22 protein-coding genes are annotated in these 23,083 nt (G+C 46.0%); 1 reads left to right on the top strand and 21 read right to left on the bottom strand.

Features of this window, described 5'->3' with window-relative positions; all coding sequences use genetic code 11:
• Positions 1-89 precede the first annotated feature (89 nt).
• The gene (gene guaB, locus AB4323_RS15250; protein ID WP_017062496.1) at positions 90-1,553 is read right to left on the bottom strand and encodes an IMP dehydrogenase; all 1,464 of its coding nucleotides are present in this window, start codon (positions 1,551-1,553) and stop codon (positions 90-92) included.
• Between the two features lie 244 nt (positions 1,554-1,797).
• On the opposite strand from guaB, the gene xseA reads away from it, so the two are divergent.
• Entirely contained in the window at positions 1,798-3,144 is a 1,347-nt protein-coding gene (xseA, locus tag AB4323_RS15245) for an exodeoxyribonuclease VII large subunit (RefSeq protein WP_065584650.1), read from the top strand.
• A gap of 93 nt (positions 3,145-3,237) precedes the next feature.
• On the opposite strand, the gene ureG is transcribed toward xseA, so the two are convergent.
• The 20 genes from ureG to hisS all read right to left on the bottom strand — a co-directional run bounded on the left by ureG (position 3,238) and on the right by hisS (position 23,074).
• Complete coding sequence (gene ureG, locus AB4323_RS15240; RefSeq protein WP_017062498.1) at positions 3,238-3,876, bottom strand: urease accessory protein UreG; 639 nt, start codon at positions 3,874-3,876, stop codon at positions 3,238-3,240.
• A 46-nt stretch (positions 3,877-3,922) separates the two neighbouring features.
• Positions 3,923-4,603, bottom strand: coding sequence for an urease accessory protein UreF (locus tag AB4323_RS15235; protein ID WP_372152819.1), 681 nt, complete (start codon positions 4,601-4,603; stop codon positions 3,923-3,925).
• A 42-nt stretch (positions 4,604-4,645) separates the two neighbouring features.
• On the bottom strand, positions 4,646-5,242 hold the full coding sequence (locus AB4323_RS15230; protein WP_017079882.1) for a HupE/UreJ family protein: 597 nt from the start codon (positions 5,240-5,242) through the stop codon (positions 4,646-4,648).
• Between the two features lie 235 nt (positions 5,243-5,477).
• Positions 5,478-5,930, bottom strand: a complete 453-nt coding sequence (gene ureE, locus AB4323_RS15225) for an urease accessory protein UreE (protein ID WP_017062501.1) — start codon at positions 5,928-5,930, stop codon at positions 5,478-5,480.
• 130 nt (positions 5,931-6,060) lie between these two features.
• The gene (gene ureC, locus AB4323_RS15220; RefSeq protein WP_017084416.1) at positions 6,061-7,764 is read right to left on the bottom strand and encodes an urease subunit alpha; all 1,704 of its coding nucleotides are present in this window, start codon (positions 7,762-7,764) and stop codon (positions 6,061-6,063) included.
• Positions 7,765-7,803: 39 nt separating this feature from the next.
• Complete coding sequence (locus tag AB4323_RS15215; protein ID WP_017062503.1) at positions 7,804-8,139, bottom strand: urease subunit beta; 336 nt, start codon at positions 8,137-8,139, stop codon at positions 7,804-7,806.
• An 11-nt stretch (positions 8,140-8,150) separates the two neighbouring features.
• A complete protein-coding gene (gene ureA / locus AB4323_RS15210; RefSeq protein WP_004735119.1) occupies positions 8,151-8,453 on the bottom strand; it encodes an urease subunit gamma in 303 nt (100 codons plus the stop codon).
• Between the two features lie 133 nt (positions 8,454-8,586).
• Complete coding sequence (locus tag AB4323_RS15205; protein ID WP_372104483.1) at positions 8,587-9,534, bottom strand: urease accessory protein UreD; 948 nt, start codon at positions 9,532-9,534, stop codon at positions 8,587-8,589.
• Positions 9,531-10,226 carry an urea ABC transporter ATP-binding subunit UrtE gene (urtE, locus tag AB4323_RS15200; protein WP_017062505.1) on the bottom strand — a complete coding sequence of 232 codons (696 nt, stop codon included), beginning with the start codon at positions 10,224-10,226 and terminating at the stop codon, positions 9,531-9,533. Before urtE ends, AB4323_RS15205 begins: the two co-directional genes overlap by 4 nt.
• A 1-nt stretch (position 10,227) precedes the next feature.
• Complete coding sequence (gene urtD, locus AB4323_RS15195; protein WP_102333722.1) at positions 10,228-11,070, bottom strand: urea ABC transporter ATP-binding protein UrtD; 843 nt, start codon at positions 11,068-11,070, stop codon at positions 10,228-10,230.
• Complete coding sequence (gene urtC, locus AB4323_RS15190; RefSeq protein ID WP_102333721.1) at positions 11,067-12,248, bottom strand: urea ABC transporter permease subunit UrtC; 1,182 nt, start codon at positions 12,246-12,248, stop codon at positions 11,067-11,069. Before urtC ends, urtD begins: the two co-directional genes overlap by 4 nt.
• A gap of 10 nt (positions 12,249-12,258) precedes the next feature.
• Entirely contained in the window at positions 12,259-13,887 is a 1,629-nt protein-coding gene (gene urtB / locus AB4323_RS15185; protein WP_372152817.1) for an urea ABC transporter permease subunit UrtB, read from the bottom strand.
• Positions 13,888-14,122: 235 nt separating this feature from the next.
• The gene (gene urtA, locus AB4323_RS15180; RefSeq protein ID WP_010440568.1) at positions 14,123-15,409 is read right to left on the bottom strand and encodes an urea ABC transporter substrate-binding protein; all 1,287 of its coding nucleotides are present in this window, start codon (positions 15,407-15,409) and stop codon (positions 14,123-14,125) included.
• A 295-nt stretch (positions 15,410-15,704) separates the two neighbouring features.
• A complete protein-coding gene (locus AB4323_RS15175; protein ID WP_010440564.1) occupies positions 15,705-15,932 on the bottom strand; it encodes a zinc ribbon domain-containing protein in 228 nt (75 codons plus the stop codon).
• Positions 15,933-15,972: 40 nt separating this feature from the next.
• Complete coding sequence (locus AB4323_RS15170) at positions 15,973-16,977, bottom strand: sensor domain-containing diguanylate cyclase (protein WP_065584656.1); 1,005 nt, start codon at positions 16,975-16,977, stop codon at positions 15,973-15,975.
• 289 nt (positions 16,978-17,266) lie between these two features.
• Entirely contained in the window at positions 17,267-18,169 is a 903-nt protein-coding gene (locus AB4323_RS15165) for an alanyl-tRNA editing protein (RefSeq protein WP_372152815.1), read from the bottom strand.
• Positions 18,170-18,300: 131 nt separating this feature from the next.
• Positions 18,301-19,782: a ribosome biogenesis GTPase Der gene (gene der, locus AB4323_RS15160; protein ID WP_017062511.1), complete on the bottom strand. Its 1,482-nt coding sequence runs from the start codon at positions 19,780-19,782 to the stop codon at positions 18,301-18,303.
• A gap of 158 nt (positions 19,783-19,940) precedes the next feature.
• Positions 19,941-21,101 carry an outer membrane protein assembly factor BamB gene (gene bamB / locus AB4323_RS15155; protein ID WP_017062512.1) on the bottom strand — a complete coding sequence of 387 codons (1,161 nt, stop codon included), beginning with the start codon at positions 21,099-21,101 and terminating at the stop codon, positions 19,941-19,943.
• A 10-nt stretch (positions 21,102-21,111) separates the two neighbouring features.
• Entirely contained in the window at positions 21,112-21,726 is a 615-nt protein-coding gene (locus tag AB4323_RS15150; protein WP_017062513.1) for a YfgM family protein, read from the bottom strand.
• Positions 21,727-21,805: 79 nt separating this feature from the next.
• Positions 21,806-23,074: a histidine--tRNA ligase gene (gene hisS / locus AB4323_RS15145; protein WP_017062514.1), complete on the bottom strand. Its 1,269-nt coding sequence runs from the start codon at positions 23,072-23,074 to the stop codon at positions 21,806-21,808.
• Positions 23,075-23,083 lie beyond the last annotated feature (9 nt).

Here is a 23,083-nt window from a genome sequence, read left to right as displayed (position 1 = left end):
AACAAGCTAGGATGACCAGTTATTTACTACGATTGGTATATTAATGTGCCGACTAAATCAGCACATTATTCAAACGTTTGGACGTATTATTAACCTAAACGGTAGTTAGGTGCTTCTTTCGTGATTTGAACATCGTGTACGTGAGATTCTTTCATGCCCGCACCAGAGATACGAACAAACTCAGCTTTAGTACGCATGTCTTCAACAGTTGCAGAACCCGTTAGGCCCATGCTTGAGCGTAGACCGCCCATCTGTTGGTGAACGATCTCTTTTAGACGACCTTTGTATGCGATACGACCTTCAATACCTTCTGGAACAAGCTTGTCTGCAGCGTTGTCAGATTGGAAGTAACGGTCAGAAGAGCCTTGAGACATAGCGCCAAGAGAACCCATACCACGGTAAGACTTGTAAGAACGACCGTTGTAAAGGATAACTTCACCCGGTGCTTCTTCAGTACCAGCGAACATTGAACCAACCATCACACAAGATGCGCCAGCAACGATAGCTTTACAGATATCGCCAGAGAAGCGGATACCGCCATCTGCGATTACTGGAATACCGTATTCGTTTGCAACTTCCGCTGCGTCTGCGATTGCTGTTACTTGAGGAACACCAACACCAGTAACGATACGAGTCGTACAGATTGAACCTGGGCCGATACCAACTTTAACTGCACTAACACCCGCTTCGATAAGAGCACGTGCGCCAGCACCAGTTGCTACGTTACCACCGATGATTTGTAGATCAGGGTATGCAGCGCGAGTTTCGCGGATACGGTTAAGTACGCCTTCAGAGTGACCGTGTGAAGAGTCGATAAGTAGAACGTCTACGCCAGCTTCAACTAGAGCAGCAACACGCTCTTCGTTACCAGCACCAGCACCAACAGCTGCACCTACACGTAGGCTGCCGCGCTCATCTTTACATGCGTTTGGTTTACGTTCTGCTTTGTGGAAATCTTTTGCAGTGATCATTCCAGTCAGTTGGAAGTCATCATTTACAACAAGAACTTTTTCAACACGCGCTTCGTGCATTTTCTCTTGAACTTCTTCACGAGTTGCACCTTCTTTAACAGAAGCAAGGCGAGCTTTAGGCGTCATTACTACATCAACTTTCTTAGAAAGGTCAGTAACAAAGCGAACGTCACGGCCAGTAATGATACCAACCAATTCGTTTGTTTCAGTAACAACAGGGAAACCGGCGAAGCCGTGTTTTTGAGTAAGGGCTACAACATCAGCGATTGTCGCGTCAGGGCTTACAGTTACTGGGTGAGAAACCACACCAGCTTCGTAAATTTTAACCTGGCGAACCATTTCAGCTTGCTGCTCGATTGACATATTCTTATGAATAAAGCCAATACCACCTTCTTGCGCAAGGGCAATTGCTAGGCGTGCTTCCGTAACAGTATCCATCGATGCAGAGATCATTGGGATGTTTAAAGAAATGTTTTTCGTTAACTGAGTGCGAAGATCAGCTGTGTTCGGAAGAACGGTTGAGTGTGCTGGGACGAGTAAAACGTCATCAAAAGTTAAAGCTTCTTTTGCGATTCGTAGCATTTGCAATATCTCACAACAAAGGTGTTAAAAGGAGTAAACCCAACTTTATCGTTTCGCATAATAAAGTGATTTGGATTTGATATTGCAGACGGATTATACGCACGGCGAAATCGCTTGGCTACACATTTTTGTATTTTTAATTTGCATTTACCCCCTTGCTATGTATTATATTGCCGCTATCTTCCATACTCACGCCCTGTGAGATTCCAAGAAAGACCTTCCTTCAAGGAAAGATAGTGCTTCTATGACTAATCCAAACATCTTTACTGTTTCTCGCCTCAACTCAGAGGTTCGTCTCCTATTAGAAAACGAAATGGGAATAGTCTGGCTCGTTGGTGAAATCTCAAACTTCTCTGCACCTGTCTCTGGTCACTGGTACCTCACGCTAAAAGACTCTCGCGCTCAAGTTAAATGCGCCATGTTTCGTGGCAATAACCGCCGTGTGACCTTTAAGCCTCAGAACGGCAATCAAGTTTTAGTCAAAGCTCGCCTATCTCTTTACGAGCCACGCGGTGACTACCAACTGATCATCGAAAGCATGCAGCCAGAGGGTGACGGTAAACTTCAGCAAGAATTTGAAAAGCTGAAGATGAACCTTGCCGCAGAAGGACTGTTTGCTCAATCAAGTAAGCAAGCTCTTCCTGAACACCCAAAACGTGTTGGCGTTATCACATCTAAAACCGGTGCAGCGCTGTTTGATATTCTTGATGTACTAAAAAGGCGCGATCCTTCGCTACCGGTTGTGGTTTACCCGACCATGGTTCAAGGCGAAGAGGCGGCGATTCAGATTGCCCAAGCGATTGGACGCGCTAACGAACGCAATGAATGTGATGTGTTAATCGTCGGCCGTGGTGGCGGCTCACTGGAAGACCTATGGTGCTTCAATAACGAGATCGTAGCTCGCACAATCGCAGCAAGCCAAATCCCGATTATCAGCGCCGTTGGCCACGAAGTGGATGTCACTATCGCTGATTTCGTTGCCGATATGCGTGCCCCAACGCCATCAGCTGCCGCAGAATTGGTTAGCCGTGATAACAGTCATAAAGAACAAGCTTTCGCGTCTAAACGTGCTCGCTTAGTCAGTGCGATTCGTCATGTGTTAATCAAACAGGCGCAATCAACTCAAACGTTGAAATACCGCTTAGAGAAGCAACACCCTAGCTACCAACTTCAAAAGCAGAGTCAGCAGCTTGATGACCTAGATATGCGTTTGCGTCGTGGTATGACTCAATACCTAAAACAGCATGCACAGCGTGTTGAACGTAAACAGCACCAGCTTCAATTGAACTCGCCAGTGAAACGCCTTGGCGAACAGAAACTGCATCTGCAACGTTCAGAGCAAAAGCTATTGGATGCAATGGACAAGACATTACTAACCACTCGCCACCAGCTCGCTATGGCTGCAGAGAAGTTAGAGACCGTTAGTCCACTGGCAACCCTAAAGCGTGGCTACAGCATTACTCATTCAGAATCGAGCAAGACGGTATCATCGATTAACGATGTCGAAGTCGGTGAAGTGATCACCACTCAAGTTGAAGACGGTGTGATTGAGTCGCAAGTGACCACAAGAGTGACTAAGAGCGAGCTTTAAGTTCGACCTAACGTTTCAAACCAGAAAGCCCTATCGATAATCGACAGGGCTTTTTAGTATCTAACGCTTTCAAAAAACTAACCTATTCCAAACCTACTCAGTAGTAGAAGGCTCCTTCATGGTTAGCATCCCTTCAGTCACAATAAAGTTGATGATGAAGTCTAGCCCTTGGCTCTCTTTGAGGTTGGTGAATACGTATGGCTTGGTTGGACGCATGCGTTGTGTGTCTTGCTCCATCACCTCAAGTGACGCACCCACATATGGTGCTAAATCGATCTTATTGATAACCAGCAGATCAGAACGCGTAATACCCGGTCCGCCTTTACGTGGGATCTTCTCCCCTTCCGCTACATCAATCACGTAGATGGTAAGATCGGCTAATTCAGGGCTGAACGTCGCACTCAAGTTATCACCGCCACTTTCGACAAATACCACATCGAGGTTCTTATGCAGCTTGGCAAGCTCTTCTACCGCAGCTAAGTTCATCGACGCATCTTCACGGATCGCCGTGTGCGGACAGCCACCCGTTTCAACACCAATAATACGATCTGGTTCTAGAGCCTCTGCTCGCGTAAGTATCTTGGCATCTTCTTGAGTGTAGATGTCGTTGGTTACCACTGCGATATTGAGCTTGTCGCGAATCGCTTTACAAAGCACTTCTAATAGCGCTGTTTTACCAGACCCTACCGGGCCGCCAATACCAATTCGAAGTGGTTGCTTATAACTTTCCATTGTCTACTTCCTTATATTCTTTTTGCTACATCGTTCGCGCTAACCGCTACGAACGAAATAGTCGTGTGTATTGTGTTTCGTGCAATGAACTCGCTAATGCCATCGAAGGCGAAAAGCTGCCTATCATCCAATCTTCTATCGTGCGGGCCTTTTCGATCACCTCAGGAAAGGTGTTGGTGATATTAATCAATGCCAACTGACCATCGGTTTGACCTAAAGGCACTAACTTGACCCCTGCGGTAACGATGTTTTCAAGCCAACTCCATAAATAACCCTGCTTGAGGCTCTCTAAATCAATACCCCAATGCTGAGCCGCCATACACGTGCCCAACAATTGGTTTGGATGACTATCAACAGAATCCACCAGCGAAATATCGATATCCAAGCGCTTCAACAAGGTGTTCAATGCATGCCCACGCTGCTTTTCTTCCGCTCGCAATTCACTGGTTTCACGGCTTGAGTATAAGTAGTTACACCAATGCTCAATCTCATCGATTTCACCCTTTTCTAGCGCGTGATAAAGACGCTCTAAGATAGGTAATTCCAAAGTTGCGACACTGGAACTGACGATGGTATTAAGCCACTGTTCCATGCTGTTGCGATCGGTCACCCACCCCGCTTCAACCGCTAACTCTAAGCCTTGCGAATAAGTGAACCCACCAATCGGCAACGATGGACTGATCAATTGAAACAGACGATAGACGGCTACATTTTCTGTTGTGGTCATAATCGTGCCCTCAGTCTTCCAGAATCAAATAAGTTCGAGAGCCTACGCGCCTAACAGCAATAGTGCGCTTGCTGAAGCCACGCCGACTGACAACCATTTAGAGTAAACCGCGCGACCAACAAAAGTACCGATAACCATCAGAGCCAAAGCACTGATACTCATGCCTGTTGCGAACTGAGTCAGGTTGCTCGCGGCTTCAACGCCGTGTGCGTAACCATGGAAAAACAACATAGCAATCGAAGCAACTAATACGCTGTTTACACGCTTGGTTGATGGTGAGAATACATGCCATAAACATAAGCTGACGACAAACAGAGAAGCGATAATGGCAGGCTCAACAATCACAGAGAAACCTAGGGCTTGGCCTGCGATAAGCCCTACCACTAAAGACACCAATCCACCGCCAATCAGAGCTGCTTTTGTCTTGGTGGAAAATGACAGTGCGCCAATTAATAAACCGAAAGCGATCAGCATGATCAGATGATCCATGCCAGTCACAGGGTGAGTTAAGCCAGACATAAACGAGTGAGACTCATGAACTGAATGCGCCCCATGTCCTGGGTGAGCGAAAGCCATCGTTGATGTTGTTAGAGAAGCTATTGTGAAAGTGCATAAGCCTGCAGCTGTTTTAAAGTTCATCGCGAGTTCCTTGCTTTATACCAATCGTAGTAAATAATTGCTCACCCTAGCTTGCTAAAATGCTCGATAACTGCGTTATAATTTTTGATTGTAGAATAACTACTTATCGAAAAATTATGCCTTGTTCTCAAGCCTTTTTTCTGCGCTATTGTTGATCACTTACTTACTGTGATTGGTATTATTGTTATTAATATCGTTGTTATATAAATCGTTTAGTGAGTCATCAATGACTCGATTAATGATGGTGATGATGTCCACCAGAGCGACCGCCATAAGCACCGCCTTCTGGTTCAAACGGTTGTTTCTCAGTGGTCACTTTCGCGCCTAAGCCTTCAACCATTTCATCTAAAACATGGTCGTGTTGATAACGAACCCAACCCGCTTCCACTTGCAGCGGAACATGACGGTTACCAAGGTGATACGCCACTCGCGTTAACAGGAGCAAGTCTTCACAGTAAACAGTCGAAACGGTTTCTGGTGCCGCTTTCACTTCTACGACTAAACCGCATTTACTTGAGAGTTGTTCGCCACCACGCAAGATATGACCTCGTGGTAGAAACAGTCCGGCATTGCGCCCGTCATCGAGCATCACCTTAAGACGGCTCTTAATGCGGCTATCGATCGGCAGGCTTAAGTAGCCGTCCGGTGCATTTTGTATTTGAGTATTCAGTTGAGTCAGTTCAATCATGCTATTACCTCAATCTCCTTGTGAGATTTATAACGTTTAAATTAGGAGCCTTCAGCCTAAAAGCCCTTAGCTAAGAGCTAGAACAAGAGCCTTCAGCTCAGCGCTAAAATAAAAGCCTTCAGCCGAGCTCTTAAAATAGAAAATACCGTTGTGCCATTGGTAGTTCTTCAGCAGGCTCACAAGTTAGCAATTCACCATCGGCGCGTACTTGATACGTCTGAGAGTCGACCTCAATTTTTGGCATCCAATCGTTGAGCTTCATGTCGGCTTTGCTGATATTTCGGCAGTTGCTCACAACACCAATCAAGCTCTGCAAACCCAATTGCTTATCAATGTTCTGCGCCTTGGCTTCCTTAGAAACAAACAACATTGATGTGTTTTGACATGCCTTGCCGTAGCTACCAAACATTGAACGGTAATGGACTGGCTGAGGTGTTGGGATTGAAGCATTTGGGTCACCCATCGGCGCCATGGCGATCATGCCGCCTTTCAAAATCACACTAGGTTTCACACCAAAGAAAGCGGGCTTCCACAACACTAAGTCTGCTAATTTCCCTGCTTCGATAGAACCGATTTCATGAGACATACCATGAGTGATCGCTGGGTTGATGGTGTACTTAGCGACATAGCGTCTTAATCGGAAGTTATCGCTGTAGTCTGAATCTTCTTTTAGGCTGCCGCGCTGAACTTTCATCTTGTGCGCAGTTTGCCAAGTTCGAGTGATCACCTCGCCTACACGTCCCATTGCTTGTGAGTCCGAAGCGATCATCGAAAAGGCACCTAAGTCATGAAGAATGTCTTCTGCGGCAATGGTTTCACGGCGGATACGTGACTCTGCGAACGCGACATCTTCAGCAATCGATGGTGACAAGTGATGACAGACCATCAACATGTCTAAGTGCTCATCGACGGTATTGATGGTGTAAGGGCGTGTTGGATTGGTTGAGGAAGGCAAAACGTTCGGCTCACCTGCAGCACGAATAATATCGGGAGCATGACCACCGCCCGCACCTTCGGTGTGATAGGTATGAATCACGCGGTCGCCGATTGCGCCAAGTGTCGATTCAACAAAACCAGATTCATTCAGAGTGTCGGTATGAATCGCAACTTGTACGTCCATCTCGTCAGCCACACTCAAACAGGTATCGATTGAAGCGGGAGTGGTTCCCCAGTCTTCGTGTAACTTCAAACCCACCGCGCCTGCCGCTACTTGCTCACGTAGTGCTTCTGGCTGACTGGCATTGCCTTTGCCTAACAAACCAAAGTTCATCGGGAATTGATCGAGTGACTCTAGCATGCGGTGCATGTTCCAAGGCCCCGGTGTGCATGTGGTCGCGTTAGTACCTGTGTTTGGTCCAGTGCCACCGCCGATCATGGTTGTCACACCTGACGCCAGTGCTTCTTCAATCTGTTGTGGGCAAATAAAATGAATGTGTGAATCAATACCACCAGCAGTCAAGATTGAACCTTCGCCTGCTAAAATTTCCGTGCCCGGGCCAATCACAATATCAACGCCCGGTTGAACATCTGGGTTGCCCGCTTTGCCCAATGCCTGAACTCGACCATCTTTGACTGCGACATCGGCTTTTACGATGCCCCAGTAATCCAACACAATCGCGTTAGTGATCACCAAATCTGGAGTTTCGGCACTTGGACGTTGGCTTTGCCCTTGTCCATCACGGATAACTTTGCCGCCGCCGAATTTCACTTCGTCGCCGTATACGGTGTAATCTTTTTCAACTTCTAGCCATAAATCAGTGTCAGCAAGACGCACTCGGTCACCGACTGTTGGCCCAAACATTTCGGCATAAGCCTGTCTGGATATCGTCGCCATGTTCAATCCTTTGTTATTTTCATTATTCCGTGGGAGCGCTTAGAGCTTGCCCATCACCTTTCCTTGGAAGCCATAGATCTCTAACTTACCGGCGTAACGCACTAACTCGACGCTGCGCGACTGACCCGGCTCAAAGCGGGTTGCAGTACCCGCAGGAATATTGAGTCGAAAGCCTTTAGTGACTTCTCGGTTAAAGATCAGCGAAGGGTTTGCTTCATAGAAGTGGTAATGAGAGCCAATTTGGACAGGACGATCGCCAATGTTTTGCACCTTAACGGACGTTGTGTCTCGGCCTTCATTGAGAGTGATGTCACCCGGTGCGGTTTCTACTTTTCCGGGAACGAATCCTGAGTATTGTTTTGTGGAACCAGCCATATTACTTCTCCCTACACGATAGGTTCATGAACGGTCACCAGCTTGGTGCCATCAGGAAAAGTGGCTTCGACTTGTACATCAGGGATCATGGAAGGGATCCCCTCCATAACGTCATCGACAGTAAGAAGTGTGCGTCCAAAATCCATTAATTCTGAAACGGTTTTACCCTCGCGGGCACCTTCGAGAATGGCACTGCTGATCAGTGCGATAGATTCTGGGTAGTTGAGCTTTAAGCCTTTTTGTTTGCGCTGCTGTGCCAGCATTCCTGCGCAGAAGATAAGTAGCTTATCTTTTTCTCTTGGTGTTAATTCCATTTAGCCGCCCGCTGTTAGTGTTGTTTTCTTATTGCTCAAAAACGCATGAGCAGTAAGTGGGATTCAATCACAGCAAGCTTGAAAAAATGCACCTAGGGTCGGAAGTCACCCTAGGTACAAAAAGGGCTAATCGCTAAGTCGCCCAAATCCTTGGTAAATCAGGAGTCGTACCACATAAATGAGAGCGAGTTGCTTGCCATATCTGACCAAAGGCCTGGAGGATATCTTCACTCCAATTACCCAAGGCTCGCACCACAATCAATCCTTCTATCTGAGTCGCGCCCAATATTAATGTGGGTTCACTCGACATTTTTGATGTAACTGATTGCTGTGAAGCTTGCTGTGTAATAGATAAGAGCAAGCTCTGTACCAACTCTAAATCTTGCTTCTCATTTGAAGTGATATAAAAGGTTCCCATCATTGAATAATCAAGTAACCCCATATTTATCATTAACTTATCGCCACCATGAAAATTAAAGCCTTCAGTCAGAAGCCTTTGATTATCAAGATAGATTTCTGTTTTCCCAACGAGATGACCATGCTCGAATCCCTCATTCTGTGCAGGGCGTCCAAAACAGTGCATCTCCCAACCCCAAAACTGTGCACCCTTTTCTAGGCGAATTTCAGTATCTAAACGAACGTGTGCATTCGGGAAAAAGATGTTCTCTTGCGGCATCCATTCCAAGCGTGCATCTTTCTTCACTCGTAGGGTCTGCTTCTGCTTGGCGTACTTGTTGTTTGAGCGATAAAACTTGGTCGCACCGGGTGTGGTAATCAACGCGTGAGCACCGTGCTCAAGATTCACGTTAATATTGAGAGTGTCACCACCTACCACTCCGCCGGGGGGATGGAGTAAGTAGGTGTGACACGTTTCCCCATCAGGATACAGGGGGCGTTGCACCGCAAGCGGACCAGACTGCTGACGATTCTTTAATACGGTTTTATCACCTCGATCGACAAAGGTGAGGTTTAAACTCGCTTGCCAACCATCACGAATATCTTGTTCGATGGTCTCATTCAAAGATAAAGCTTCTACTAAAGAAGCCTTGCTTACTTCATTCGGAGAAAAGAGAGAATTCATACGGTTAGGTACTCCTTTATCAAGGACTCATCGAGCCCTGTCATTTCACCTTCTGCCACTTGGCGTCCACGGTCGATAATGCAAAAACGGTCACCGACCTTTCTTGCAAACGGCAGCTTCTGTTCAACCAACAGAACCGTGAGCCCCATTTTCTCGTTGAGCATGCGAATGATGTCGCCAATCTCTTGCACAATATTGGGTTGAATACCCTCCGTCGGCTCATCCAAGATCAATAGCTTTGGATTAACCACCAGCGCACGCCCAATCGCTAGCTGTTGCTGCTGGCCACCCGATAAATCACCACCGCGACGATGTAGCATCTCTTTTAACACTGGGAAAATATCGAAGATGAATTCAGGGATCTTGCGGTCACCCTTTTTACGAATCGGTAAACCGACCTCTAGATTTTCTTGAACAGTGAGCATTGGGAAGATCTGGCGACCTTGCGGTACATAGCCGATCCCTTGGCGTGGACGGTCCTCGGCATCGGTTTTCAAAAGTGACTCACCCGATAAGGAGATGTCACCGCTTTCAACCTTCACCAACCCCATAATGCATTGCAGTAAGGTGGTTTTACCGACACCATTTCGCCCCATTAGCACCGTGCATTTACCTTCTGGGATCTGCATATCCAAATCCCAGAGCGTGTGGCTCTCACCGTAATATTGATTAACTGATTTAACCTCTAGCATCCTATTCTCCGAGATAAACTTGTTTAACTTCAGGGTGAGCCTGCACTTGATCCATGGTGCCTTCAGCCAACACATGACCTTGATGAAGCACGGTGACATGGCTGGCGATAGAACGAACGAAATCCATATCGTGTTCAACGACCACAACCGAGTGCTTACCTGCCAGTGAGTTAAGTAACTCAGAGGTGCGATCCATTTCTTGGTGAGTCATACCTGCCACGGGTTCATCCACCAGCAACAGCTTAGGGTTTTGCATCAATAGCATGCCGATCTCTAACCACTGCTTTTGTCCGTGAGACAGGTTACCTGCCAAATTCGCCGCTTCGTCTTTTAAATGAATCAGCTCAAGTACCGAGGTCAATTTGTCTTTCTGTTCACCAGACATCACAGCGGTGAACGTCGCCCACACTGAGCGGTCACCGGCCATGGCTAATTCAAGGTTCTGCCACACAGTTAAACACTCAATCACGGTCGGTTTTTGGAATTTACGCCCAACGCCTGCATTGGCGATTTCGGCTTCGTTCATCTTCAATAAGTTGATGTTCGAACCCAACCACACCTCGCCGGTGTCTGGCTTAGTTTTACCTGTGATAATGTCCATCATGGTGGTTTTACCTGCGCCATTAGGACCTATGATACAGCGTAGCTCTCCCTCTTTGATGTAGAGGTTGAGGTCGTTTATCGCTTGGAAACCATCGAAGCTTTTGTTGACGCCTTCGACATACAACAGCACGTTATGTCGAGTATCGATGGCAGGATGAATATCGGGTTTGAGGTAATCAAAGACTTCGTCTCGACGAGTGAACGCCTGAACCGATTCCTTAACGTTACTAAATGTGGTCATACGATCACCTCCTTGTTTTCTGACTGATCATCCTTATCTGATTTTCCTTTTCCCTTGCCTCGTGAACCTGACGCCTTACGCAGTTGTTGCCATTTCTCGCTAACAAAGCCAATCACACCTTGTGGGAAGTACATGGTTGAAAGTACAAATAGACCACCTAGGGCGAATAACCACACCTCTGGGAATTCAACCGTAAACCAACTCTTGGCGTAGTTGATGATCAGGGCACCAACGATGGCACCAAACAGAGTGGCACGACCGCCCAAGGCAACCCAAACCACTATCTCAATCGAGTTAAGCGGAGCAAACTCTCCCGGGTTGATGATACCGACTTGAGGCACATATAAAGCACCAGCAATACCCGCGATAACCGCAGACAGAACGAAGACCCACAGCTTGATACCATCGACGTCGTAACCCATGAATCGAGTGCGAGATTCAGTATCACGAATCGCTAAAGCCACTCGCCCTAATCGACTGGTCACCACCATGCGACACGCGATGTAGCTGAGGATTAGCGCAATACCAGTCGCAACAAACAGACCTATCTTGACTGCATCACTTTGCAAGCTCAGACCGATGATGTCTTTAAAGTCCGTCAATCCATTGTTACCACCAAAGCCCATTTCGTTGCGGAAAAACGCCAGCATCAATGCGTAAGTTAACGCTTGAGTCATGATAGAAAGATACACCCCTGACACTCGAGAACGGAAAGCCAGATAACCGAACAAATAAGCCAATGCGCCCGGTACCAACACCACCATTAGGCAGGCGAACCAGAACTGATCAAAGCCCTGCCAGAACCATGGCAACGCCGACCAATCAAGAAACACCATGAAGTCAGGTAGGATTGGGTCACCATATACCCCACGGTCACCAATCTGGCGCATTAAGTACATGCCCATCGCATAGCCACCAAGCGCAAAGAAAGCACCGTGGCCAAGGCTCAAGATTCCGAGATAGCCCCACACCAGATCGAGCGCCAACGCCAACATTGCGTAGCTCAGATATTTGCCCATCAGCGAGATAGTAAAAGTCTCGACATGGAGCGGGTGCCCACTTGGTAATATGGTGTTAGCCAGTGGGATAAGAATAACGGCCGCTAGAATGGCAAGGATGGTCAGTTGGCCACCTTTGTCACCACGCATTGCCGAAAGTACAAATGATTTTGACTGCATGATGTTGTCCTTAACCTTCAGCCGCACGACCACGTTGCGGGAAGAGTCCGCGTGGGCGTTTTTGAATAAATAGAATGATGAAAACCAGTACCAGAATCTTGGCGAGAACCGCACCAGCCCATGGTTCTAAAATTTTATTGAACAGACCAAGGCTTAAGCCTGCGACTAGCGTGCCCCATAGGTTGCCAACACCGCCGAATACCACCACCATGAATGAGTCGATGATGTACGCCTGTCCCATATTAGGGCCAACGTTGGTCAGTTGAGACAGTGCCACGCCTGCAACACCCGCAACGCCAGAGCCTAAACCGAAGGTCATCGCATCAACTCGCTCTGAACGAATACCCATCGCACGAGCCATGCCACGGTTTTGAGAAACCGCACGAACCTGCAAACCTAGTGGTGTCTTTTTCAGAACCATTAATAAGCCCATAAATACCAAACCACAGAAGAGAATGATATAAAGTCGGTTGTAAGTCAGGGACAACATTGGGTTCAATTGAAGTGCGCCAGACATCCATTCAGGCGTGCTCACTGAGCGGTTCAAAGGAGAGAAAATCGAGCGAACAGCCTGCTGCAAGATTAAGCTAATACCAAAGGTCGCGAGTAAGGTTTCCAATGGGCGACCATAAAGGTGACGAATCACGCTTCGCTCAATCGCAATACCCACTAAGCCCGAAACGATGAATGCTGCAGGAATAGAAAGTATTAGCGCTAAACCAATATGATTCGGCATCAGAAGTTGCAATACATAGGTGGTGTAAGCGCCAATCATGATCAGCTCACCATGAGCCATGTTGATAACGCCCATCACACCAAAGGTGATCGCTAAGCCAATGCCCGCTAGTACCAATACCGAACCTAAACTCAAGCCAAAGAATACGGTTTCAACACCTGAGTACAGAGCTTGGCTTTGTTGATAATCGTCCATCGCACGCTCTGTTGCAGCCAAAATGCTTGGTTCTTGCTCACCGTTAAGTAGTTGGTTCAGTGTTTTTAGAACGACTGAATGCTTAAAGTCGCCCACTCGTTCAATCGATGTTACTCGAGCTTCAGTTGTTGCACTGTTATCAAGCGAGGTAAAAATAGCTAATAACAAATCCATTAGTTCAGCGACTTTACCATCGGTCTCATTTTCTCTAAGTTCGGATAAACGATCGATGATAGTGGCATCCTTAGTTCCCAGTAGATCGAGAACCGCTTGATAACGCACATCTGGGTTACTGCTATTTAATCCAATAGAGGCAATTTCACCCCGTAAGATCCCGCGAAGTTTGTTGTTTACGCGCACCTTTTTAAACAGCTTAGCATTGTCGATATTGAGAGTTGATTCATCCCATACAGACTGAGCTGAAGTGGCTGTTTTGGTGTTTTGAATGAGATAGAGCTGTTTATAATGTTCGTTTTTTTTATCATTGAAGTAATAGAGATTGCCGTTTAACCATCCATATAAAATAGCCTTCGACACGTCTTCCGTTTGTGTCTCAATGATCCAATCGATGGCTAGCTCTTTATCCGATGTTTTTTTACCAACTAGCGCCTTGGTAAAGCTAGCTTCATCCGTTATTCCAGCAAAAGCCAACTGAGCACTGATAGCCATGAGCAACAGCGCCTTAAATACGTTTAATACGTTCTTCATCCCTGCTTCCTTAACCAACAAGTTAGATATTGTTATTTTTTACTTGGTGGATATTTGGATAGTTGTTGTGACTTGAAACTAATTTGAGCCTTCTCTTTCGTTGCGCCTCCATGCAGAAGCACTCTTCCCTAAAGAGAAGGCTCAATATTCATAGCTAGTAGTTACCGGTAATAGCTAACACCCAGTAACGAAAGCTGATAACCAGTAACTAGTTATCAGCTAAGAGCGAATAACTCTAGTTACCACCAGAACACTTTTTAGTTTCAACGTTGAACGCACCACATGAGAATGGCTTAGACCAACTAGAGAATAGTTTTGCTGATTCAGGTAAGTAGTTAGACCAAGCATCACCTGCAACAAGGCCTGTGGTTTCCCAAACGATGTCAAACTGGCCATCATCTTGAATCTCACCAATCAATACAGGTTTAGTTATGTGGTGGTTTGGTAGCATGGTTGAGTAGCCACCAGATAGGTTTGGAACAGACACACCAATCAATGCATCTTGCACCGCTTCAGCATCGGTTGTGCCCGCATTAGTCACAGCTTGAGCCCACATATTGAAACCAATATAGTGTGCTTCCATCGGGTCATTCGTTACACGTTTGTCACTCTTAATGAATGACTGCCATGTTTCAACGAACTCTTCATTGACTTCGGTATCGACGCTCATGAAATAGTTCCATGCCGCTAAGTGACCCACTAGAGGTTCAGTATCCATGCCCGATAGCTCTTCTTCGCCAACCGAGAATGCAATCACTGGAATGTCTTCAGATGAAACACCTTGAGCACCAAGCTCTTTATAGAAAGGTACGTTTGCATCGCCATTCACAGTAGATACAACGGCGGTTTTCTTACCAGCTTCACCAAACTTCTTGATATCTGAAACAATAGATTGCCAATCAGAATGACCAAACGGTGTGTAGTTGATCATGATGTCTTCTTCTGCGACACCTTTACTTTTTAGGTAGGCCTCTAAGATCTTATTGGTGGTACGTGGATAAACGTAATCGGTACCTGCAAGCACCCAACGTTCCACTTCAAGTTCATCCATTAAGTAATCAACGGCAGGAATCGCTTGTTGGTTTGGCGCAGCACCGGTGTAGAAAACGTTTTTAGAGGACTCTTCGCCTTCATACTGTACTGGGTAGAAAAGGATGCTGTTTAGCTCTTCAAAAACTGGCAGCATGGATTTACGTGATACCGATGTCCAACCACCAAATACCACATCCACTTTTTCTTTCTCGATAAGCTCACGTGCTTTCTCAGCAAACAGCGGCCAGTTTGACGCAGGGTCAACAACTACAGGCTCAAGCTTCTTACCAAGTAAGCCACCTTTTTTGTTTTGCTCGTCGATGAGCATAAGAACGGTATCTTTTAGCGTTGTTTCACTGATCGCCATAGTGCCTGACAATGAATGTAGAACGCCGACTTTAATGGTATCGTCAGCCGCAAGCACTGTTGCAGAAGAAAATGAAAGTGTTGTACACAGTGCAGCTAGCGATAAATTGAACACCTTGTTCATGATTGTTACTCCATAATTGTATTTTTGTTATTCAATTACAGAGTTACAAGAAGAGTGCCAAACTTAAAACATAACCAACAAAGTTTTAAGCCTTTGTATTTAATAGTACTTTAACTAAGTTAACACCAATGCAGTGCATAGCGACAAGGTTACTATGTTTCATGCTGGTGCAGTGACGATAAGATTGAACCAAGATGACACACGCATATTCGCTAAATACAAAAAAGGCCCAATATTTTCATACTAGACCTACAAAAAACACCTCAGATTATCGTCTTGCCATTGAGAGGTAAGACTATTCGGCTTGTTGAAACTCGAATTTCACTCTCGACTTAGATTTAAGCTCGTTACAATCACCATTGCAGAAATAGCTCGCAGCCCCACAAGCTTGAAGCTTCTCTAATTGGCTGCTGCACTCAGGACAAAAGCCCACTTTTGTAAAGTGATCTTGGCAGCTTTCACAGTGGTATTTACCATCCCAGCTAAGTTCTGACTGGCATTTAGGGCAGATATTTTCACTCATAGGAAATCCTAACTTTTTACTTTCAGTACTAATAAGCAATCTACTCTTTCTTCGCCTTGGCTTGCTTGATTTGATACATGCTTTTGTCAGCTGACGCAATCAACTGATCGAGCCCTTTAGGCGACTTTTCACAAGCAATCCCAACACTGACTGAAAACTGAACGCCATTAATATAGAGAGCTTTATCCAACGCTTTTTCTAAGCTGTGATAAAAGTCTGACACTTTTTGTTCGGTATCAAAGCAAGAAAACACTACAAACTCGTCACCGCCGTAACGACCTACCTTGGCACATGCCGTAGTCGCTTCATCGAGAACTTTTGCAACGGCTAACAGAACATCATCGCCAAAGCTATGGCCATACGTATCGTTGATTGACTTGAATTTATCAACATCAACAAACAGGCAGGCCATCACTTTGTCCGCAAAACATCGTTTAACTAAAACCTTCTTAGCTTCACTTAACAATGCTCGGCGGTTCAAGCAATGCGTCAGCGAATCATGACTGGCAAAAAAGTTGAGTTGATTCTCTAGCTCGTATTTCTCTAGCGCTACTGAATACAAAGAAGCAAGCAGCTCCAAGATCTCGAGTTCAAATTCATGAGGTTCTGAAATGCATCGGCTGTAAATCGCAAATGTACCTAGCACGTGGCCATGCGAAGAGATGATGGGCACCGACCAACAAGCGTGTAAGTTGGCTTGATTGGTCAAGGTTAAGAAAGGCGCCCAATTTGAGTGAGTATTAATATCAGAGACCATAACAGCTTTCTTAAGCGCAGCTGCCTCGCCACAAGAGCCTATCCCCGCACCAATTCCTACCCCTTCAATCTGTTGATTGTAAAAATCAGGCAGGTTTGGGGCATATTCAAGGTGTAACGTTTTAGACTCTGAGTTGAGCAGTAGAATTGAAGCCATGCGCTGCCCAAAAAGCTGCTCGGTAAGCTGAATAATCTTGTGATTTAAATCTTTGCGATCCATCCCAAGCGCAAGCTTCCGTAGCAAGCTATTGACGGCTCGATGACCTTCTAATAAAAATTGTTGTTCCATTCACTAAGGCTTTCAATTGTGTAATCGGGTACAGCTTGTTCTTATGCAAGCTTGTTATTGGTTAATAATAGCACACTAAATTAGTACGACACACAATCGAAGATCATAGGTTGATCTTTCGCTTTATCTATTTTGATCAGCGATCTACCCCAAAAAGAATATTTATATCACCACACACCGAAAGCATAAGTTACATATGCTGCATTTCAATTTCAAATAGTCATTTATATCAAAAGTGACATGTAAAAATAAAATAAACAGCACAAGCCATTTCGATCTGTAGTCTAAATCATCGAATTACATGCGTCAGCATTTCAATGTTTTGGCCATCTAGCTGGGTCAGCTTAACGGACAGCGCACCAAGTTCTGAGGTGTTCTCAATGTGAGTACCACCACACGGAATAGACACTAAAGTGTCGGCATCCAACTGCCATTCCCAATAGCGAGAGTCTGTTAATGCTTCGCCTTCCAGTCGCATTGCAACTGGCGTCGGCTCTGCAAGCCAGCCCGCAAGCATTTGGTTGATATCAGCTTCGATGTCATCAAGATTTGCTAGCATGTCTGCAACGTTCAAACCGCGCTTCTTCAGGGTTTTGCCTAAGCGATACTTATCGGTACACAGCTCTGGAGTCACAAAGCTCGTCACTTGTGCATAACTATTGAAGTCGTAACTGCCAAGCGGATCTTTTCTGTCCGCATCTTTACGCCAGTAGCTCTCAGCCAATACTTTATTCAAGGCTAGGAAAGCGATGTGGCCAGCACTGTGACCACGGCTCAAACTGGCTTGGTACTCTTTATCAACCGACAACACGACTTCGTCGTTAACCTTAATCATAGAAGCAGATGTAGGTAGCTGGTGGACAACAACAAACGCCCACCCTTCCGTATCACGCTTAACAGGGATATCTGCTGCGATATGAAGCTTGCCAGTAGATTGTTCTATAGCACCAACAAGGCAGTCTTCAACGGGAAATTGCACTTCACCAACATTCACAAAGCCTTGGTCTGCAGGGTGATCGGGCCAAATATGACTCACTGGGTGGAAAGGTGTTACGTCGGCAATCAGGTAAGTTTTGCTGTCGTCGCTTTCAACGTACTGCGCTTTAGCATTGAGCTGCCAAGCCTGATGACAAAATTGAGTGATGGTTGGTGTGATTGCTGACACAGGTGTAATCAAATCGCTAGTAGTCATATCGTTCTTCTTCTGGAATCTAGTCTGATTCGTTGAGCCATGATGATAAAAACGTATTGTTATGGCTTAACGTGAATTTTGCTTAAAAAAATACCCGAGACAGGCTCGGGTATCAAATCTATTGGAAAGGTTTACTTACGACCTTTAACCATGCTCATCATACGCTTACGTTTACGTTCTTGAGAAATTGTCAGCTTGTTTGTCTTAGCTTCAAATGGGTTCTCGCTGTTCTGGAATTGAATGCGAATAGGTGTACCCATGATTTCTAGTGAACGACGGTAGTAGTTCATCAAGAATCGTTTGTATGAATCTGGCAAGTTACGAACTTGGTTGCCGTGGATAACGATAATCGGTGGGTTGTAGCCACCAGCGTGCGCGTATTTCAGTTTCACACGACGGCCACGAACCATAGGCGGTTGGTGATCATCAGTCGCCATCTTCATGATACGAGTTAGCACAGAAGTACCAACACGAGTAGTCGCTGATTTGTAAGCTTCTTGTACAGACTCAAACAAGTGACCAACACCTGTACCGTGAAGTGCAGAGATAAAGTGAATACGTGCGAAATCAACGAAGCCTAAGCGACGGTCTAGCTCTTTCTTAACGCGTTCTTTAACGTCGTTATCTAGGCCATCCCACTTGTTTACGGCAATAACAATTGAACGACCAGCGTTCAACGCAAAGCCTAGCAAGCTTAGATCTTGATCAGAGATGTTTTCGCGAGCATCGATAAGCAGCAATACAACGTTAGCATCTTCAATCGCTTTCAGTGTTTTAACCACTGAGAACTTCTCTACCGTTTCGTTGATGTTTTTACGACGACGAACACCCGCAGTATCGATTAGAACGTATTCACGCTCGTCACGCTGCATTGGGATGTAGATAGAGTCACGAGTCGTACCTGGCATATCGTAAACAACCACACGCTCTTCACCAAGAATACGGTTCGTTAGCGTTGATTTACCTACGTTAGGACGGCCAATGATCGCTAGTTTGATCGGTTGATCTTGAAGACGCTTGAATTCTGCTTCAGCTTCTTCTTCTGTAAATTCAACCTGCTCTTCTTCTTCGTCTTCAAACTCAGTTAAGTCGCTTACTTCGCCATTCTCAGCTTTTAGCGCTTCTGCGAATGGGTTAAGAGCAAGGTCAATAAGTGCAGTAACACCACGACCATGCGCCGCAGCGATTTGGTACATGTCTTCTACACCTAGTTGCCAGAAGTCAGCACTTGCAGCATCAGGGTCGATACCATCAACCTTGTTTACTACTAGCATTGAAGGCTTTTCTAGTTGACGTAGGTGCTTAGCAATCGCCACGTCTGAAGGTGTTAGACCCGCACGGCCATCTACCATAAATAGAACGACATCAGCTTCATCAATCGCCGCTAGCGACTGTTCAGCCATTTTAGTTTCAACACCTTCTTCAGTACCGTCGATACCGCCAGTGTCAATAACAATAAAGTCATGCTCGCTAAAATGAGCATGACCGTATTTACGGTCACGCGTTAAGCCAGGGAAATCCGCAACCAATGCATCACGAGTTCGAGTCAATCGGTTAAATAACGTAGATTTACCTACGTTCGGACGCCCTACTAGAGCAACAACAGGTACCATAACAACCTCTACAATTTCTTCTCTAAATGTAGTTATAGGTAAGCACTTGTTCGCAAGTTTAAACTCTTACCTATAACCACACGGTTTATTAATTTTTAACAACAAAACGGCTCCTGGCTGTTACCAACCAGGAGCCGACTGTGAATTATATCACGCTTTTATTGGCTAATCGTTAGTTTCTTTACATCGCCATTGCGAGTCGTCACTAAGTAGCCTTCAGGCAGTTCAATTGGTGCAACCGCAAAGCCGCTATCATCGACAAGCTGTTGAGCAACAAACTCACCCGATGAACGATCCAACCAGTGCAGATAACCTTCAGTATCACCCACGACTACATAACCATTAATAATAGCAGGTGCTGTCAGTAAGCGGTTTTCTAACAATGGAGTGCTCCACAGTTCAGTACCACTACGCGCATCAACCGCAACCACATGGTCTTTGTCGGTAACAACGAACAAACGGCTACCATCACTTGCTAAATCAATCGCTGATGAGTAGTTACGTTTCCAAATTGGCTTACCAGAACGAAGGTCGATAGCAATCAGCTGACCATTGATACCTACGGTATACAGGGTGCCACCAAGAACAATTGGAGATGCATCAACATCAACCAAACGATCAATTTCCGTTGCACCTTTTGGTGTGCCTACTGGCTGTTGCCAAATAAGCTGACCACGATCAACGATAGCCGCAGCTAGACGACCATTTGCTGTACCCCAGAATACACCACCAGAAACTGCAACAGGCGAGCTATCGCCACGCAGTGTTAGGCTTGGTACTTCCGTACTGATGGTCCATTTTTGTTCACCGCTTGCTTGATCTAACGCGATCAACATACCGCGACTGGTATGAACAATGACCATGTTGCTATCAGTTGCTGGGGATGCAAGCACCTCGCCATTGACTGATACACGCCACAGCTCTTCACCGGTCGATTCTTCCAGTGCGATCACTTCGCCATTTTCAGAACCAACAAAAACTTTACCGTAAGCCGCCGTTAAGCCACCCGATAAACGAGCCAATACGTCTTTCTCAAGATCGACTTTCCACAGCGCTTTACCTGTATCAGGATCAAGCGCTTTAACCATACCTTCACGGCTTGCAACAAACACTTTGTCGTAAGCCAATTCTGGCGTTAGTTTTGAAAAGTAGTGACCAACACCATCACCAACCGACGTAGACCATTCCTGACTAGGAGTGAACTCGCTGTTTACCGTTGGTACTGGAGCCATGATTACGGTGTCTTCTTCACCCGCACAGCCAGCTAGTAGGCCAAGAGCAATCGCACACAACGCCGCTTTTGGAAACATCTTCTTCATTCAAAGCGCCTTATTTAGCTAGGTCGTCAAGTTTGATTTGAAGCGTTTGGCTAGCGTCAACAGCTTGCTGTGCTTCTGTGTAAGCACTGTATGCTGCGTCTGTGTCGCCTTTACGAAGTGAGATATCACCACGCAGTTCAGCAACACGGCCTTTCCAAGATTCGTCTGTCATAGCAGCAAGATCAGTCAGTGCTGCGTCAAATTCACCTTGCTCAGCTTTAATACGTGCAACACGGTAAGTAAGTAGTGGCGCAAGTGCCGCGTCCTTAGTTGCCGATTTTGCCCACTCGAGCTGTTCAAGTGCCGCCGCTAGATCGCCTGCTTGTACTTGTACTTTTGCTAGTTGCATAGCAGCAAGTACTGAGTACTCAGCATCTTTGTTTGCGTCGATGAAAGCTTGAATATCAGATTGAGCATCAACACCCTTAACATCAAGAGCTGAAATTACAGAGGTGTAGCTTTCTGAAGCTGCTTCACGCGCTTCAACTACTGAATCTTGGTAATAGCGCCAGCCAAATAGACCACCTAAACCAATAACCGCACCAAAGATTACGGCTTTACCGTTCTCTTTCCACCAATCTTTAATGGCTTCAACTTGTTGCTCTTCGCTATCGTAAAGTTCCACTTCCTGTCCTCTTTAATTCTTTAAACGCCAGCATAGTGCTGACGTTAGTATTCATTATGAGCGTTTGCTCAATGGCTAATTAGATTAGCGCAGCAACTTTCTCTGCAACTTCCGTTTGAGACACGGTTTCTTGCTCGCCGCCAACCAGATCTTTTAGCACAACTGTATTGTCAGCAACTTCGTTCTCACCAAGTACCAGCGCCACAACAGCACCTACTTTGTCAGCACGTTTGAATTGCTTCTTGAAGTTACCACCACCGAAGTGGTTCATTACACGCACGCCTTCAACGGTGTCGCGTAATTGATTCGCTAACTGCATGCCCGCGATCATAGTACCTTCGCCAGCAGCAACTACGTATACATCAACGCTACGACGAACTTCTGTTAGCTCTAGCGTTTCCATCATCAGAACCAGACGCTCTAGACCCATTGCGAAGCCAACTGCATTGGTTGCTTTGCCGCCTAGTTGCTCAACAAGACCATCGTAACGACCGCCGCCACATACTGTACCTTGAGCACCAAGGCTGTCTGTGATCCACTCAAATACAGTGCGGTTGTAGTAATCTAGGCCACGTACTAGACGCTCATTAACTTGGTATTCGATACCAACAGCGTCAAGAAGTTCACACAAACCAGCAAAATGTTGCTTCGATTCTTCACCTAGATATTCAGATAGTCGAGGTGCGTCACCTAAGATAGCTTGAACATCAGGGTTCTTAGTATCAAGTACACGTAGAGGGTTAGTGTGCATGCGACGTTTGCAGTCTTCGTCAAGCACATCAATGTGTTGCTCAAGGAAAGCCACTAACGCAGTGCGGTAGCTAACGCGATCTTCTTGAGAACCGATTGAGTTCAGCTCTAGGCGAACGTGCTTATCGATACCTAGCTCACGCCATAGACGTGCTGTCATCATGATAAGTTCTGCGTCAACGTCTGGACCGTCTAGACCAAACACTTCAACACCACATTGGTGGAATTGACGGTAACGACCTTTTTGAGGACGCTCGTGACGGAACATAGGGCCCATGTACCATAGGCGCTGTTCATCACGGTTGATAAGGCTATTTTGAATACATGAACGAACACAACCTGCTGTGCCTTCTGGACGCAGCGTTAGGCTATCGCCATTGCGGTCGTCAAAGGTGTACATCTCTTTAGAAACAACGTCTGTCTCTTCACCAACTGCACGGCTAAATAGGTTTGTTTCTTCAACGATAGGCATACGTACTTCGTTGTAACCGTATGCACTCACCACGTTTTTAACTGCGCTTTCTACTTTCTGCCACAGTGGTGATTGAGTTGGAAGGCAGTCGTTCATGCCTCGAATTGCTTGAATATTTTTAGCCACAGTATTTAT

This window comes from Vibrio sp. 10N.261.52.C11, assembly GCF_041471405.1.
Classification (GTDB): Bacteria; Pseudomonadota; Gammaproteobacteria; order Enterobacterales; family Vibrionaceae; genus Vibrio; species Vibrio crassostreae_C.
This window is presented reverse-complemented; position numbering and strand designations above follow the sequence as displayed.